This is a genomic window from Streptomyces sp. DSM 110735, assembly GCF_016482685.1.
Classification (GTDB): Bacteria; Actinomycetota; Actinomycetes; order Streptomycetales; family Streptomycetaceae; genus Streptomyces.
Genome location: NZ_JACYHF010000002.1, coordinates 56,970 through 71,346, shown reverse-complemented (window position 1 = coordinate 71,346; position 14,377 = coordinate 56,970). Strand labels below are relative to the sequence as shown.

15 protein-coding genes and 1 pseudogene are annotated in these 14,377 nt (G+C 73.5%); 10 read left to right on the top strand and 6 right to left on the bottom strand.

Features of this window, described 5'->3' with window-relative positions; translation table 11 throughout:
• Positions 1-80 precede the first annotated feature (80 nt).
• Positions 81-1,334 carry a geranylgeranyl reductase family protein gene (locus IF655_RS03145; protein WP_199581936.1) on the top strand — a complete coding sequence of 418 codons (1,254 nt, stop codon included), beginning with the start codon at positions 81-83 and terminating at the stop codon, positions 1,332-1,334.
• 86 nt (positions 1,335-1,420) lie between these two features.
• Here IF655_RS03145 and IF655_RS03140 read toward each other — a convergent pair whose 3' ends face one another.
• Positions 1,421-1,876 (bottom strand): nitroreductase family deazaflavin-dependent oxidoreductase, encoded by a 456-nt coding sequence (locus tag IF655_RS03140; protein WP_242488519.1) that lies wholly within the window; start codon positions 1,874-1,876, stop codon positions 1,421-1,423.
• 126 nt (positions 1,877-2,002) lie between these two features.
• On the opposite strand from IF655_RS03140, the gene IF655_RS03135 reads away from it, so the two are divergent.
• The 5 genes from IF655_RS03135 (at position 2,003) to IF655_RS03115 (ending at position 6,565) form a co-directional block, all read left to right on the top strand.
• Positions 2,003-2,701, top strand: coding sequence for a TetR/AcrR family transcriptional regulator (locus IF655_RS03135; RefSeq protein ID WP_199581934.1), 699 nt, complete (start codon positions 2,003-2,005; stop codon positions 2,699-2,701).
• Between the two features lie 120 nt (positions 2,702-2,821).
• Positions 2,822-4,042, top strand: a complete 1,221-nt coding sequence (locus tag IF655_RS03130; protein ID WP_199581933.1) for a sensor histidine kinase — start codon at positions 2,822-2,824, stop codon at positions 4,040-4,042.
• Positions 4,039-4,704: a response regulator transcription factor gene (locus IF655_RS03125; RefSeq protein ID WP_199581932.1), complete on the top strand. Its 666-nt coding sequence runs from the start codon at positions 4,039-4,041 to the stop codon at positions 4,702-4,704. Before IF655_RS03130 ends, IF655_RS03125 begins: the two co-directional genes overlap by 4 nt.
• 93 nt (positions 4,705-4,797) lie before the next feature.
• Entirely contained in the window at positions 4,798-5,673 is an 876-nt protein-coding gene (locus tag IF655_RS03120) for an SIS domain-containing protein (protein WP_199581931.1), read from the top strand.
• A gap of 22 nt (positions 5,674-5,695) precedes the next feature.
• On the top strand, positions 5,696-6,565 hold the full coding sequence (locus IF655_RS03115; RefSeq protein WP_199581930.1) for a class II fructose-bisphosphate aldolase: 870 nt from the start codon (positions 5,696-5,698) through the stop codon (positions 6,563-6,565).
• On the opposite strand, the gene IF655_RS03110 is transcribed toward IF655_RS03115, so the two are convergent.
• Positions 6,552-7,685, bottom strand: coding sequence for a methyltransferase (locus IF655_RS03110; RefSeq protein WP_199582342.1), 1,134 nt, complete (start codon positions 7,683-7,685; stop codon positions 6,552-6,554). The genes IF655_RS03115 and IF655_RS03110 overlap by 14 nt on opposite strands.
• 106 nt (positions 7,686-7,791) lie before the next feature.
• On the opposite strand from IF655_RS03110, the gene IF655_RS03105 reads away from it, so the two are divergent.
• Both IF655_RS03105 and IF655_RS03100 read left to right on the top strand, forming a co-directional pair.
• Positions 7,792-8,457 carry an alpha-ketoglutarate-dependent dioxygenase AlkB gene (locus tag IF655_RS03105; protein ID WP_199581929.1) on the top strand — a complete coding sequence of 222 codons (666 nt, stop codon included), beginning with the start codon at positions 7,792-7,794 and terminating at the stop codon, positions 8,455-8,457.
• A gap of 45 nt (positions 8,458-8,502) precedes the next feature.
• Entirely contained in the window at positions 8,503-9,744 is a 1,242-nt protein-coding gene (locus tag IF655_RS03100) for an ROK family protein (protein WP_199581928.1), read from the top strand.
• Positions 9,745-9,763: 19 nt separating this feature from the next.
• Here the strand turns inward: IF655_RS03100 and IF655_RS03095 are convergent, their stop codons facing one another.
• Together IF655_RS03095 and IF655_RS03090 are read right to left on the bottom strand one after the other, a co-directional pair.
• Positions 9,764-10,348, bottom strand: a complete 585-nt coding sequence (locus tag IF655_RS03095; RefSeq protein WP_199581927.1) for a DUF4865 family protein — start codon at positions 10,346-10,348, stop codon at positions 9,764-9,766.
• 32 nt (positions 10,349-10,380) lie between these two features.
• Positions 10,381-10,971 (bottom strand): TetR/AcrR family transcriptional regulator, encoded by a 591-nt coding sequence (locus IF655_RS03090; RefSeq protein WP_199581926.1) that lies wholly within the window; start codon positions 10,969-10,971, stop codon positions 10,381-10,383.
• Positions 10,972-11,132: 161 nt separating this feature from the next.
• Between IF655_RS03090 and IF655_RS03085 the strand changes: the two genes are divergently transcribed.
• Positions 11,133-11,417: an SHOCT domain-containing protein gene (locus IF655_RS03085; RefSeq protein WP_199581925.1), complete on the top strand. Its 285-nt coding sequence runs from the start codon at positions 11,133-11,135 to the stop codon at positions 11,415-11,417.
• 364 nt (positions 11,418-11,781) lie between these two features.
• Here IF655_RS03085 and IF655_RS30960 read toward each other — a convergent pair.
• Positions 11,782-12,330 (bottom strand): annotated as a pseudogene (locus tag IF655_RS30960) (ATP-binding protein); the annotation flags it as partial.
• Positions 12,331-12,537: 207 nt separating this feature from the next.
• Entirely contained in the window at positions 12,538-12,861 is a 324-nt protein-coding gene (locus IF655_RS03075; RefSeq protein ID WP_199581923.1) for a hypothetical protein, read from the bottom strand.
• Positions 12,862-13,221: 360 nt separating this feature from the next.
• Here IF655_RS03075 and IF655_RS03070 point away from each other — a divergent pair, with 360 nt between their 5' ends.
• The gene (locus IF655_RS03070) at positions 13,222-14,346 is read left to right on the top strand and encodes a PLP-dependent cysteine synthase family protein (RefSeq protein ID WP_199581922.1); all 1,125 of its coding nucleotides are present in this window, start codon (positions 13,222-13,224) and stop codon (positions 14,344-14,346) included.
• Positions 14,347-14,377 lie beyond the last annotated feature (31 nt).

The window sequence follows — 14,377 nt, the reverse complement described above, 5'->3', positions numbered from 1 at the left end:
GGATGACATGGGTTTCCCCGCTCCGGTGCGGCCGGGAGCCCGGGAGAGCGGCATCGGCTGGATCGGAGCGGTAGACCATCGTGAGCGGCGAGAACTCTTCGGCGGACGGCGTGCAGCGGGTCTGGGACGTCGTCGTGGTGGGCGCGGGACCCGCGGGGGCCTCGGCCGCCTACGCGGCGGCGGTCGCGGGACGGCGGGTCCTGCTGCTGGAGAAGGCCGAACTGCCCCGCTACAAGACCTGCGGCGGCGGCATCATCGGCCCCTCCCGCGACGCGCTGCCGCCCGGCTTCGAACTGCCTTTCAAGGACCGGGTGCACGCGGTCACGTTCGCGCACAACGGCCGCTTCACCCGCACCCGGCGCTCGAAGCAGATGCTCTTCGGGCTCATCAACCGGCCCGAGTTCGACCAGCAGTTGGTCGAGCACGCGCAGAAGGCCGGCGCCGAACTGCGCACCGGCGCCACCGTGCAGCGCGTCGAGCAGCACGGCTCGGCGGTCCCGGACCGGCGCACGGTCGCCGTGGTGCTCCAGGGCGGCGAGACGGTGCTGGCCCGCGCGGTCGTCGGCGCCGACGGCAGCGCCAGCCGGATAGGGGCGCACGTCGGCGTCAAGATGGACCAGGTCGACCTCGGTCTCGAGGCGGAGATCCCGGTGCCGGACACCGTCGCCGAGGACTGGAAGGGCCGGGTGCTCATCGACTGGGGTCCGCTGCCCGGCAGTTACGGCTGGGTCTTCCCCAAGGGCGACACCCTGACCGTCGGCGTGATCTCCCGGCGCGGCGAAGGCGCCGCCACCAAGCGGTACTTGGAGGACTTCATCGCCCGGCTCGGTCTCGCCGGATTCGAACCCAGCGTCTCCTCCGGGCACTTGACCCGCTGCCGCGCCGAGGACTCCCCGCTCTCCCGGGGACGGGTGCTGGTCTGCGGCGACGCGGCGGGGCTGCTCGAACCCTGGACCCGTGAGGGCATCTCCTTCGCGCTGCGCTCGGGCCGCCTCGCGGGGGAGTGGGCGGTGCGGATCGCCGAGGCGCACGACGCCGTGGACACCCGCCGCCAGGCCCTGAACTACGCGTTCGCCGTCAAGGCGGGACTCGGGGTGGAGATGAGCGTCGGCAAGCGGCTGCTGGCCGCGTTCGAACGCCGCCCCGGGCTCTTCCACGCCGCCCTGACCGGCTTCCGCCCCGCCTGGAAGGCGTTCCGGGACATCACGAGCGGCGCGTCCTCGCTCGGCGAGATGGTCAGGTCCCGCCCGCTCGCCCAGCGCACCATCGCCCTGCTCGACCGGGGGCAGGCGGCGGCCATGACGGACGAGGACGAGGACCTCGTCGACTCGTGACGGCTGCGGGTGCGTGACGAACACCGGTGAGTGACGGCGGCGGACTCGTGACGGCCGTCGACGCGTGACGGCCGCCGGGATCGCCGTCAGTCCGCGACGGTGATCCGGAACACCGGGTGGTCGGGGGCGGCCGCCAGGATCTCCGCGTCGGAGGACTTGGCGGTCACGCCCGCGAAGAACGCGTCCACCTGCCAGCCCCAGCGCTCCAGATAGGTCCGGATGACCGCGACCTTCTCGGCGTCCGGCAGCTCCACCGCCGTGAAGGTGCGCAGCTTGCGGCCGACCCGCAGCTCCCCGCCGCCCGCCGCCCGCATGTTGCGCACCCACTGGGAGTGACCGCGCGCGGAGACCAGGTACTGCCCGCCCTCGTAGGTGTGCGGATTGACCGGGACGCGCTGCATCACGCCGCTCTTGCGACCCCGCACCGACAGCTCGGCGCTGCCCGCGAAGCTGAGCCCGTGCCGGGCGAGCCAGCCGATGACGTTGTTGAAGCGGACGGCCATCGGGCTGCCCTGGACGTAGTACGGCGACGAAGACGACATGACGACCCCCATGCTGTGGGAGAGCGGTGCTCTCGCTTTCCTCCAGTGTGCCGAGATCAGTGCTCTCGCGCAAGAGCGGTGCTCTCTTTTGTGGGCGCCGCTCTCGTTCCATGGCAGACTCGTCGCATGAGCACCACACAGGGCGCCCGCGCGCGAGCCAGGACCGAGGTCACCGCGGCGATCAAGGACGCCGCCCGCAGACAGCTCGCGGCAGACGGCGCCGCCAAGCTCTCCCTGCGGGCGGTGGCACGCGAACTGGGCATGGTCTCGTCCGCGCTCTACCGCTACTTCCCGAGCCGTGACGACCTGCTCACCGCGCTCATCATCGACGCCTACGACTCCCTCGGTGAGACCGCCGAGACCGCCCACGCTGCCCTCCCGGACGGCACGGCCCCGCTGCGCCGCTGGACCACCGTCTGCGAGGCGGTACGCGCCTGGGCACTCGACCACCCTCACGAGTACGCGCTCATCTACGGCTCGCCCGTGCCCGGTTACGCCGCGCCCCCGACCACCGTCCCCTCCGCCGCCCGCGTCGGACTGCTCCTCGTCGGCATCGTCGGCGACGCCCGGCGGGACGGCACCGGCTCCGCGCTCCCGCCGCTCCCCGCCGAGCTGCGCCCCGAGGCCGAACGCCTCGCCGCCGACATCTCCCCGTCCCTGCCCCCCGAGGCGGCGCCCGCGCTGGTGGCCGCCTGGTCCGAGCTGTTCGGACTGGTCGGGTTCGAGGTGTTCGGGCAGTTCAACAGGATGGTGACCGACCGCGCGGAGTTCTTCCGGTACGCGGCGGGGCGGCTGGGGGAGAGCGTGGGGCTGAAGGGGGCGTGAGGTCCCTCGGTCCGGTCTCCCGTACTCGCCGCGTCGGTCCGCCGTACTCCCCGGGGAGTACACGTGATCACCACGCTCGGCCGACGCCCCCGCACCCCGGCGGCGTCTAGCGTGGCAGGCATGGAAGAGCAGCACGGACCCGGGTGGTGGCGGTACGGACCGCCCTGGTGGCACCGGACCGACGGCGACCCGGAGTCCCGTGACCGTGCCGCCCGGTGGCCCTGGCTCTCCACCGCGCTCATCACCGCCGTCGTGCTCGCGGGGTCGTCCTTCGCCGCGCACGCCCAGCCGCACCGCGAAGCGCCGGACCTCGCCGGGCGCGTGCTGCTGGTCGCCGCCTCGGTCGCTCTGCTGTGGCGGCGGCGCCATCCGGTGGCCGTCGCCTTCGCCACGTCCGTCGTCACCCTCGCCTACCTTGCGGCGGGCTACCCCTACGGTCCCGTGTTCCTGACCGTCGCGGTCGGCTGCTTCAGCGCGGTCGTCGCCGGGCACCGGCGCGCCGCCTGGGTCGCGCTCGGACTGCTCTGGGCGGGGCATCTGCTGATCGCGCTCTGGCTCTACCGCTACCTCCCGCCGACCGGGGACTCCGGCGCGAGCGCCGGACAGGAGATCGTCGCCGCCACCTGGGTCGCCGCCGTGGTCGCCGTCGCCGAACTGGCCCGGGTACGGCGCGAACAGTGGGCGCGCGAACGCGCGGACCGCGCCCGCGCCGCCCAGCGCCGCGCGGACGAGGAACGGCTGCGGATCGCCCGCGAACTGCACGACGTGCTCGCGCACAGCATCTCCGTCATCAACGTCCAGGCCAGCATGGGACTCGCGCTCCTCGACAAGGACCCCGAGCAGGCCCGCACCGCGCTCACCACCATCCGCGTCGCCAGCAAGGAGGCACTCGGCGAGGTGCGCCAGGTCCTCGACACCCTGCGCGCCCCCGGCGCCGCCCCGCGCGCGCCCGCCCCCGGTCTCGACCGGTTGCCCGAACTGGTCGAGCAGGCGGCCGCCGCCGGACTCACCGTCGAGGTCACGGGCGAGCCCCCGAGCCTGCCGCCCGGCGCCGACCTGGCCGCCTTCCGCATCCTCCAGGAAGCCCTCACCAACGTCGTACGCCACTCGGGCTCCCGGCACGCGCGCGTGCGTTTCGAGCAGGGCGCGGACGAGCTGCGCCTCACCGTGGACGACGACGGACCCGCCACCGGCGCCGACGCGGGCGGAACCGGCAACGGGCTCGCCGGGATGCGCGAACGCGCCGCCGCGCTCGGCGGCACCATCGAGGCGGGACCGCGCGGCGACGGCGGCTTCCGCGTGCTCGCCGTCCTGCCCGCGCGGACCAGGGAGGCGCGGTGATCCGGGTGCTGCTCGCGGACGACCAGTCGCTGGTCCGGGCCGGGTTCGGGGCGCTGCTCGGCGCACAGCCCGACATCGAGATCGCCGGGGAGGCGGCCGACGGCGCGCAGGCGCTGCGCCAGGTGCGCGCCCTGCGCCCCGACGTCGTCCTCATGGACATCCGGATGCCGGTACTGGACGGTCTCGCCGCGACCCGCCACATCACCGAGGACCCCGCCCTCGCCGAGGTGAAGGTGATCATGCTGACCACCTTCGAACTCGACGAGTACGTCTTCGAGGCGATCCGCTCCGGCGCCTCCGGCTTCCTCGTCAAGGACACCGAGCCGGACGAACTCGTGCGCGCGGTACGGGCCGTGGTCGACGGCGACGCCCTGCTGTCACCCGGGGTCACCCGCAGGCTGATCGCGGAGTTCGCGGCCCGCTCCAAGGAACCGGCCGCCGCCGACGCCCTCGCCCGGCTCACCGACCGGGAGCGCGAGGTGATGGCGCTGGTCGGCATCGGTCTGTCCAACGAGGAGATCGCCCGCCGCCTGGTCGTCAGCCCCCTGACCGCCAAGACCCATGTCAGCCGCGCCATGGTGAAGCTCGGCGCCCGGGACCGGGCTCAACTCGTCGTCCTCGCCTACGAGTCCGGGCTCGTGCGCCCTGGCTGGCTCGGGTGACCGCCGCGTACCCGCCGTACCGCGCACGCTCCTTGTAGACGCGCGAACGCCCGCTGTACCGTCGGGAGCGATCAGCAACGGGGAGGACGTGGCATGAGCCATGCCGAGCACGAGCTGAACAGCCAGCCCGAGTGCTGGACCCGCGCCGCCGCCGAAGTGGCCCGTTACGCCGACGCGTTGCCCGCGCCGGGGGAGCGCGTCGCGATCACCGGCTGCGGCACCTCGTACTTCATGGCCCAGTCCGCGGCGGCCCTGCGCGAGGCAGCCGGACACGGAGAGACGGACGCCTTCCCCGCCTCGGAGTTCCCGCGCGGACGCTCCTACGACCGCGTCCTCGCCCTCACCCGCTCCGGCACCACCACCGAAGTGCTGGACCTGCTCGCGGAGTTGGACACACCGACCACCGCGCTCACCGCCGACCCCGCCACCCCCGTCAAGGAGACCGCCGACGAGCTGATCGTCCTCGACTACGCCGACGAACGCTCCGTCGTGCAGACCCGGTTCGCCACCACCGCGCTCACCCTGCTGCGCGCCCACCTCGGTCTGCACACTCCCGCCGTCGTCACGGACGCGCGCACCGCGCTCGCCGCCCCCTTGCCCGAACGGCTCGCCCACTGCGCGGAGTTCACCTTCCTCGGCCGGGGCTGGACCATCGGACTCGCCCAGGAGGCAGCGCTCAAGATGCGCGAGGCGTCGCTGTCCTGGACCGAGGCGTACTCGGCGATGGAGTACCGGCACGGCCCGATCAGCGTCAGCACCTCGGGCACCGCCACCTGGATGTTCGGCCCGGCTCCCGAGGGTCTCGCCGCGCAGGTCAGAGCCACCGGCGCCCGCTGGATCGAGGGCACCCTCGACCCGCTCGCCGAACTGGCCCGCGCCCAGCGGCTCGCCCTCGCCGTCGCCGCCGTCCGGGACCTCGACGCCGACCAGCCGCGACACCTCACCCGCTCGGTGATCCTCACCCCCTGACCGGCACCGGAAGGGAGACACCGTGCCCCTCGCCACCACCGGCGACCTGGTGACCCGGGCGGCCCGCTCCGGCTCCGCCGTCGCCGCCTTCAACATCGTCACCCTGGAACACATCGAGGCCGTCGTCACCGGTGCCGAGACCGCACGGGCACCCGTGGTCCTCCAAGTCAGCGAGAACACCGTCAAGTTCCGCGCCGGAGGACTCCTGCCGCTGGCCCGCGCGGCGCGCGCCGCCGCCGAACACGCCGCCGTACCCGTCGCGTTGCACCTCGACCACATACAGAGCGACGACCTGCTGCGCCAGGCGCCGGAGGCGGGGTTCAGCTCGGTGATGTACGACGCCTCCGGGCTGCCCTACGCCGACAACCTCGCCGCCACCCGCGCCACGGCCACTTGGGCTCACGGCCAAGGGCTCTGGATCGAGGCGGAGTTGGGGCAGATCGGCGGCAAGGGCGGGAGACCGCCGCTGGACGCGCACGCGCCGGGCGCCCGCACCGATCCCGACCAGGCGTACGAGTTCGTCGCGGACACCGGGGTGGACGCCCTCGCCGTCGCCATCGGCAGCGTGCACGCCATGACCACCCGCACCGCCACCCTCGACCAGACGCTGCTGCGCCGCCTCTCCGCCACGCTGTCCGTCCCGCTCGTCCTGCACGGCTCCTCCGGCGTACCGGACGACGCGCTGGCCCGCGCGGTCGCGGGCGGCATCGGCAAGGTCAACGTCGGCACCGCGCTCAACGCCGCCCTGACCGGCGCCGTCCGCCGCCACCTCACCGAACGCCCCGAAGCCGTCGACTCCCGGGGCTACCTCGGCGCGGGCCGGGAGGCGATGGCCGCCGAGGTCGCCCGGATCATCGGCGTCCTCGGCAGGACGCCCGCTAGCCCTTCTTGACGGCCTTCAGGACGACGAACTTCGGGTCGCTCGCGACCAGTTCGCAGTTCCCGAACAGCCGCTTCAGCTTCACGTGATAGCCCAGATGCCGGTTGCCGACCACCCACAGCTCACCGCCCGCCCGCAGCGCGCGCTCGGCGCCGGTGAACATCCGCCACGCCGTCGCGTCCGTCGTCGCCTGGTGGGAGTGGAACGGCGGGTTGTTCAGCACGAGGTCCACACTGCCCGGCGCCACCCCGGCCAGCCCGTCCCCGACCCGGAACTCGGCGTGCCCCGGCACCCCGTTGGCCTTGTACGTCGCCTCCGCCGAGGCGACCGCCTGGAACGACTCGTCCACGAACAGCACCTCGGCGTCCGGGTCGGCCAGCGCCATCGCCGTACCCACCACGCCGTTGCCGCAGCCCAGGTCCACGACGCGGCGACCGCGCGGAGCGGGCAGATGCCCCAGGAAGAACCGGGTCCCGATGTCCAGCCGGTCGGCGCAGAACACGCCCGCGTGGTTGACGACAGGGCGCCCCGACGCCGCGCCGACGCCGTCCTCCAGCGCGTACTCGTACGGCCACGGGTTCGCGGACCTTACCAGCGACGGGTCGGGGGTGCAGAAGATCAGCCGCGCCTTCTGCCGGGCCAGCGACGTGCGGGTCGGTCCGAGGACGCGCTCGAAGAGCTGGAGCGTGGAGGTGTGGATGTCCTTCACCATGCCGGTGCCGACGATCACCGTCCCCGCGTGCACCGCCGGGGCGAGCCGGTGGAGCTGGTCCTCCAGAAGCGCCAGGCTCTTCGGCACCCGCACGAGCAGGACGTCCACCCGCTCCGGCACCGGGTCCTGCGTGGTCAGCAGCCGTACCGCGCCGGGCTCGACACCCGCCCGCGCCAGGTTCGCGCGGGTCGCCTCCTGACCCAGGTAGGAGTCGGTGATCTGCGCGGGGCGGTGCGGGGCGAGCGCCGTCGCCAGCGCGCCCCAGCGGTCGCCGAGCACGACGACCTCGCCCGACAGGTCCACCCCCTCCTCGGCCAGATGCCGCAGCAGATAGGCGTCGGAGGCGTCCCAGGCACGCAGCCGGTCGCGGGGGTCGTCGGGGAAGCGGGTCAGGTCCAGCTCGCCCCACGGAGTCGTCATACGGTCGTTCATCGCCCACCAGGCTAGCCGAGCCCCAGCTCAGACCGGGTCGACCCGGCTGCCGGGGAGGAGGGGACGCAGGGAGGCGTCGGGCAGGATGGGACGCATGGACGCGGAACTGTTCCCCCGCGAGCGGGACGCGGTCGCCCCGGGCGCCGTGCACGTCCCGGACTGGCTGGACCCGGACGCGCAGCGCACGCTCCTCGCCGCCTGCCGCGAGTGGGCCCGCCCACCAGCCGGGCTGCGCACGGTCCACACCCCCGGCGGCGGCACGATGACCGCCCGCCAGGTCTGCCTCGGCCGCCACTGGTACCCCTACGGCTACGCCCCCACGGCGGTCGACGGCGACGGCTCCCCGGTGAAGCCCTTCCCGGACTGGCTGGACGACCTGGCCCGGCGCGCGGTCGCGGGCGCCCTCGGTCCGGACGCGCTGCCCGGCGAGCCGTACGACATCGCGCTGATCAACTTCTACGACGCGGACGCCCGCATGGGCATGCACCGGGACGCCGACGAGCGCGCGGACGCCCCGGTGGTGTCGCTGAGCCTCGGGGACACCTGCGTGTTCCGCTTCGGCAACACCGAGACCCGCAACAAGCCCTGGACCGACGTGGAGCTGCGCAGCGGGGACCTGTTCGTCTTCGGCGGGCCCGCCCGGCTCGCGTACCACGGCGTGCCGCGCGTACGACCCGGTACCGCGCCGCCCGCGCTGGGGCTCACCGGGCGGTTGAACATCACGCTGCGGGTGAGTGGACTGCCGTCCTCCGCCGGGTGAGCACACCCCGCCACGAGCGGCCCGGATCATGGGAGACTCGCCCTCATGACCGGCATGGCGGACCCCCGGAAGGCGGGGGAAGAGACCACCACGAGAGCGCGCCTCGACCGCGGGCGCAGCGCCCTCGGCCCCGCGCTGGAACTGGTGCACACGGGCCGGGCGCCGACCCGCGCCGTCCTCACCGCCGAGCTGGGCGTCACCCGCGCCACGGCGGGCGCCGTCGCCGCCGAGCTGGAGGCGCTCGGTCTCATCCGGGTGGACGCGCGGCCCGCCGCTGCGTCGGGTTCCCAGGGGCGCCCCTCGCACCGCCTTGAGGTCGCCGAGGACGGACCGGTCGCGCTCGCGGCGCAGATCCACGCCGACGGCTTCCGGGCCGCGCTGGTCGGACTCGGCGGCCGGATCGTGGCGACCACGCCCGGCTGCGAGACCGTCGACGCCGACCCCGCCAAGGTGCTCGGCACCGTCGTCGAGGCGGGCGCCGAACTGCTGCGCGCGACCGGCCGCCGCTGCGTGGGCGCCGGACTCGCCGTGCCCTCCGCCGTCGCCGAACCCGACGGTCTCGCCCTCAACCCGCTGCACCTGGCCTGGCCCGTGGGCGAACCGGTGCGCCGGATCTTCGTGGAGTGCGTGCGCGCCGCCGGGATCACCGGCCCGGCGTTCGCGGGCAACGACGTCAACCTCGCCGCCCTCGCCGAGCACCGGCACGGCGCCGGACGCGGCGCCCGCGATCTGCTCTGCGTGGCCACCGGACACCGGGGCGTCGGCGGCGCGCTGGTCCTCGACGGCCGTCTGCACACCGGCAGTTCGGGCCTCGCCCTGGAGGTCGGCCACCTCACCGTCAACCCCGAGGGACGCCCCTGCCACTGCGGCAGCCGGGGCTGTCTCGACGTCGAGGCCGACCCGCTGGCCCTGCTGGTCGAGGCGGGTCTCGACCCCGGTCCCGAGGTGTCCCTGCTCCAGCAGGCGACCGACCTGCTGCGCACCCGGTACGACGAACCGGCCGTACGCCGCGCCGCCGAGACCCTGATCGACCGCCTGGGTCTGGGACTCGCCGGACTGGTCAACATCCTCAACCCGGACCGCATCATCCTCGGCGGACTGCACCGCACCCTCCTGGAGGCCGACCCCGACCGGCTCTGCGCGGTGGTCGCCGAGCGCAGCCTGTGGGGCGGTCAGAGCGGCGGCGTGCCCATCCTGCCGTGCACCCTGGACCACGACAGCCTGGTCGGCGCGGCCGAACTCGCCTGGCAGCCGGTGCTGGACGACCCCCTGGGCACGCTCGGCTGACAAGCCGTCACCTGCGCGGCTACCACTGCCTGCCGCGCGGGAGCCGGTCGAGCCCGGGCGCGGACAGATGCCGTACCTGGAACAAGTCCCCTTCCGCATTGGGGGATTCGTGGTCCCACACCGAGAAGCGCACCAACTCCCAGTGGCGGGCGTCCACGGCTGCCGCCGCCAGTACGGCACCGTCCTCGCCCGCGAGCCGCAGCGCCTCCGTCACCGCCTCCTCCATGAACGCGCCCAACTCCACGCCCTCCGGCACCGGTTGCCGGTGCCGCACCGCGAACGCGGCGGACGCGGGGGAGGCGGTGCCGCACTCGTAGGCGAGACCCGTCCACTGCTGTACTGACGGCCGCCCGAAGTCGTTCGCGAGCCCCTGGAAGCCGCCGCCCCACAGGAAGCGGTTCATGCCGTCGAAGGTGTCCCAGAGGTAGAAGGGCGCGTACTGGTTGACCGGCGAGCCGTACCGGCCGCGCTCACGCACCAGGTATGCCTTGACGCCGAGGCCGTCCCAGTCGTCCAGCAGATGCCCGAGCCGGTCGACGCGGTCCCGGATCACCGCCATGTCGTAGTCGGCGGGGAGGGTGACCTCGTACTGGAGGGCGTGCATGGGGCGGTTCCTCTCGATGAGTCGGCGGCACGTCAGTCGCGGGCGGCGGCAGTTGGCGGCGCGAGCAGCGACAGCAGCCCCCGCACACCCGCGTCGAACGCCTCGGGGGAACCGGAGGCTCGCGCCAGGACGTAGCCGCCCTGCACGGTCGCGACCACGGCGGCGCCGACCTCCTCGCCGTTCAGGGAGGGCGCGAACCGCCCCTGCCGCTTGCCCTCTTCGACCAGTTGCGCGATCCGCCCGCGAATCCGTGCGATCACCTCGTCCACCGGGGCGCGCAGCTCGTCGCTGGCGATCACCTCGGGGTCCATGGTCAGCCGTCCGACCGGGCAGCCGCGCAACACGTCGCGCTCGCGCACCAGATACGCCTCGATCCGCTCGTACGGCGTCCCCGGACCGTCGAAGATCCGCTCGGCCGTGGCGCCCAGTTCGTCGGCGGACCGGCGGATCGCGGCCAGGGCGAGATCCTGCTTGCCCCGGAAGTGGTGGTACATGCTGCCCTGCCCGGCGCCCGACCGCTCCAGGATCGCCTTGGGGCTCGTGCCGACGTAGCCGCGCTCCCACAGCAGCTCGCGGGTGGACTCGATCAGACGCTCGGAGGTGCTCATACGGTCACTGTACATACCGATAGGTACAGAAGGCGAGACCGGTCCCGGTTTCAGGAGCCGTACTCCCCGTGTCGTACGCGCACTGCCGCCCGCCGCACGACGACCCGGACCCCCGTGCGGAGGGAGTCTCGGAGCATCACCCGATGCATGTGCTCGACCGAGGAGATGAACCCGAGATGGAGACCCTGGCGAACTGGGGCGGCGGCGGACCCGGCCCCTGGATCCTGTTCTTCCCGCTGATCTGGGCGGCCGTGGTGGTGGGAGCCGTCACCGTGCTGCGCCGTACGGCCTGGCGTGGGCGGGGTGCCCCCTGGCGTCCGCTGGAGTCTGGGCGCCCGCTGGGCGATTCGCCGGTCGCGGTGCTCGGGCGCCGCTTCGCCTCCGGCGAGATCGACGAGGACGAGTACTGGCGTCGGCTGTCCGTGCTGGACGAGCGGTTCGGGTCCATGGGCAAGGGCTGAGAGTCGCGGGCGGAGGCGGAGTTGCCGCAGCCCGCGCGACGTGCCCGCGCGACGTGCCCGCGCGACATGCCCGTGCGGCGGGGCGGTGGGTCATCGACACCCGCCGCCCCGCCGCCGTACCGGGAAGGTCACCGCCCGGTCAGCCGGGAACGGCCGACCGGGCGGGAGCGGTTGCCGTCGCGACCTGGGCTACGGTCGGCGCGGACGCCAGGGCGGGTTCCGGGGGAGGACCGGCGGGCGCGGCTGCCAGGGCAGGCTCCGCCAAGGGACCGGCGGACGCTGCCGCCAGGGCGGGCTCCGGCGCGGGGCTTGCCGGCACGGGTGCCGGAGTCACCGGCGTGACCGGGAGGGGCGCCGGGACCGGGTTCGGGGTGACCGGAGTGACGGGGGTGACCGGCGTGACCGGACCCACCGGCGCCGGGCGCGGTTCGGTGGCGCGGGACGCGGGTCGCCGCTTCGTCGTGCGGAGCGGGTCGCGGGCAGGGCGGGCGGGTTCCACCACGGTGGCGGCCAGCGTGAACCACACGACCTTGCCGCTCTCGCCGTCCGGGCGCGCTCCCCAGCTCTCGCTGACGGCCGCGACCATCGCCAGCCCCCGACCGCAGGTGGCCAGCGGGGCGAGTTCGAGTGTCTCGGTCGCGTCGGCCACCACGGGAAGCCGCGGATCGCGGTCCCGTACGGACACGGTGAGACGGTCGGGGAGCAGCTCCAGTTCGACGGTGCACGACTTGTCGGGCCGCGCATGTCGGTGGACGTTGCTCAGGAGTTCGGTCACGCCGAGCGCGGCGCGGTCGATGAGAGGGTCCAGATGCCAGTAGCGCAACTGCGCAGAGACGATTCTGCGGACCTGTCCGATCCGCGACGGCAGGGCTTGGAGCTCCACCGTGCAGTGCCTGTTGGGGTGACTGATCACGGCTGCGACTCCCCGATGTGAGGTCCGGAAGGAACCGGAAGAACACGGAGAACAACGGAAATCCAGGAGGGCGCCCGCGTCCAGGAGGCGGCCCGACTGTGCGGCCGGCGGCTGGACCTCAGCGTTACCTCAGGTAAACCCAGAGTGACGTGAGATCAGCGTGACGCAGTGCCCGCCCTCCCGCAACTCGCCGCGGCGGCACGCAGGTCAGTCGCCGTGTCGGGCCGCCCGGCGCACCGCGTCGATGAAGCGCCGGGCCGCGGGGGGACCCGACTCGCCCGGCGCCGGGTCCTGGTCGCCGAGCGTCAGTTCGTAGCGCTGCCCGTTCAGCTCCGCCCGCGCGCGATCGTCCGGCGCGAACCACGGCTTGGAGGCGCGGACCGCCTGGACCGGCGCGCTGTCGATCTCGCTGTCGTAGCTGTTGAGCAGTTCCACCCTGCCGTCGCTGATCCGGACCTTTCCGGCCCGGGTGAGCGAGCGCAGCCCCTTGCCGATGCGCACGCCTCTCGCCGTGAACTCGGGCTCCGCCATCCTCGCCGTCCCCTCCTGCGCGTGTCGTCCGATCGTCCGCGTGTCGTACGTGTCGTACGTGCCGTGCGCCGCGTGCCCGCACCGCGTGTCGTGTGCCACCGCGGGTCGCGCGCCGACGCGTGCCGTTCGCAGTCTGCCCCCGCGAGCACCGGAGCACCAGGGTGTGGAGGAAGTGCGCTGCGAGCGCCGGGAGTACTCACGCCAATGCGCCCCCACGCCCCCCGTACAGGTGTGCCCCAGGCTTCCTTTGGGTGGCTGAAAGATGCGTTGATGCAGGTGAGAAGCGTGACGGGAGGTGCCTATGATCGGGGTGCCGACCGCGCGGGGCGCCGTCGGCGCGACCGCGTAAGGAGCCTCGCCGTGAGCACCACCCCACCGGCCCGGGCCGGGGCCACCCTCGACGTCGACCGCAGCGACGCGACCTACCGCGACTGGCTGAAAGAAGCCGTCCGCAAGGTCCAGGCGGACGCCAACCGCTCGGCCGACACGCATCTGCTGCGCTTCCCGCTGCCCGAGCGCTGGGGCATCGACCTGTACCTCAAGGACGAGTCGACCCACCCGACGGGCAGCCTCAAGCACCGCCTCGCCCGCTCCCTCTTCCTCTACGGGCTGTGCAACGGCTGGATCCGCCCGGACCGCCCGGTCATCGAGGCGTCCAGCGGCTCGACCGCCGTCTCCGAGGCGTACTTCGCGAGCCTGATCGGCGTGCCCTTCATCGCCGTCATGCCGCGCACCACCAGCGCGGAGAAGTGCCGGCTCATCGAATTCCACGGCGGGCGCTGCCACTTCGTGGACGACCCGCGCACCATGTACGAGGAGTCGGCGCGCCTCGCGGCCGAGACCGGCGGCCACTTCATGGACCAGTTCACCTATGCCGAGCGCGCCACCGACTGGCGCGGCAACAACAACATCGCCGAGTCCACCTTCCGTCAACTGGCCCTGGAACGCTTCCCGGTGCCCGCCTGGATCGTCGCCACCGCCGGAACCGGCGGCACCTCCGCGACCCTCGCCCGCTACGTCCACTACATGCAGTACGACACCCGCGTCTGCGTCGCCGACCCGGAGAACTCCTGCTTCTTCGAGGGCTGGACCACCGGCGACGCCCACGTCACCTGCGACTGCGGCTCACGCATCGAGGGCATCGGACGACCACGCATGGAGCCCAGCTTCGTGCCCGGCGCCATCGACCGGATGATGAAGGTGCCGGACGCGGCGAGCGTGGCCGCCGTACGCGCCCTGGAGCGGGCCATCGGACGCAAGGCGGGCGGCTCGACCGGGACCGGACTGTGGAGCGCGCTGAAGATCGTCTCCGAGATGGTCGCGGCGGGGCGCACCGGCAGCGTCGTCACCCTGCTCTGCGACCCCGGCGACCGCTACCTGGACAAGTACTACTCGGACAGTTGGCTGGCGGAGCAGGGACTGGACATCGCGCCGTACACGGCGGCGATCGAGACGCTGCTGGCGACGGGGGTCTGGCCGGACTGAGCGGGGCGTCGTCGCTGAGCGGGGGCGCCGT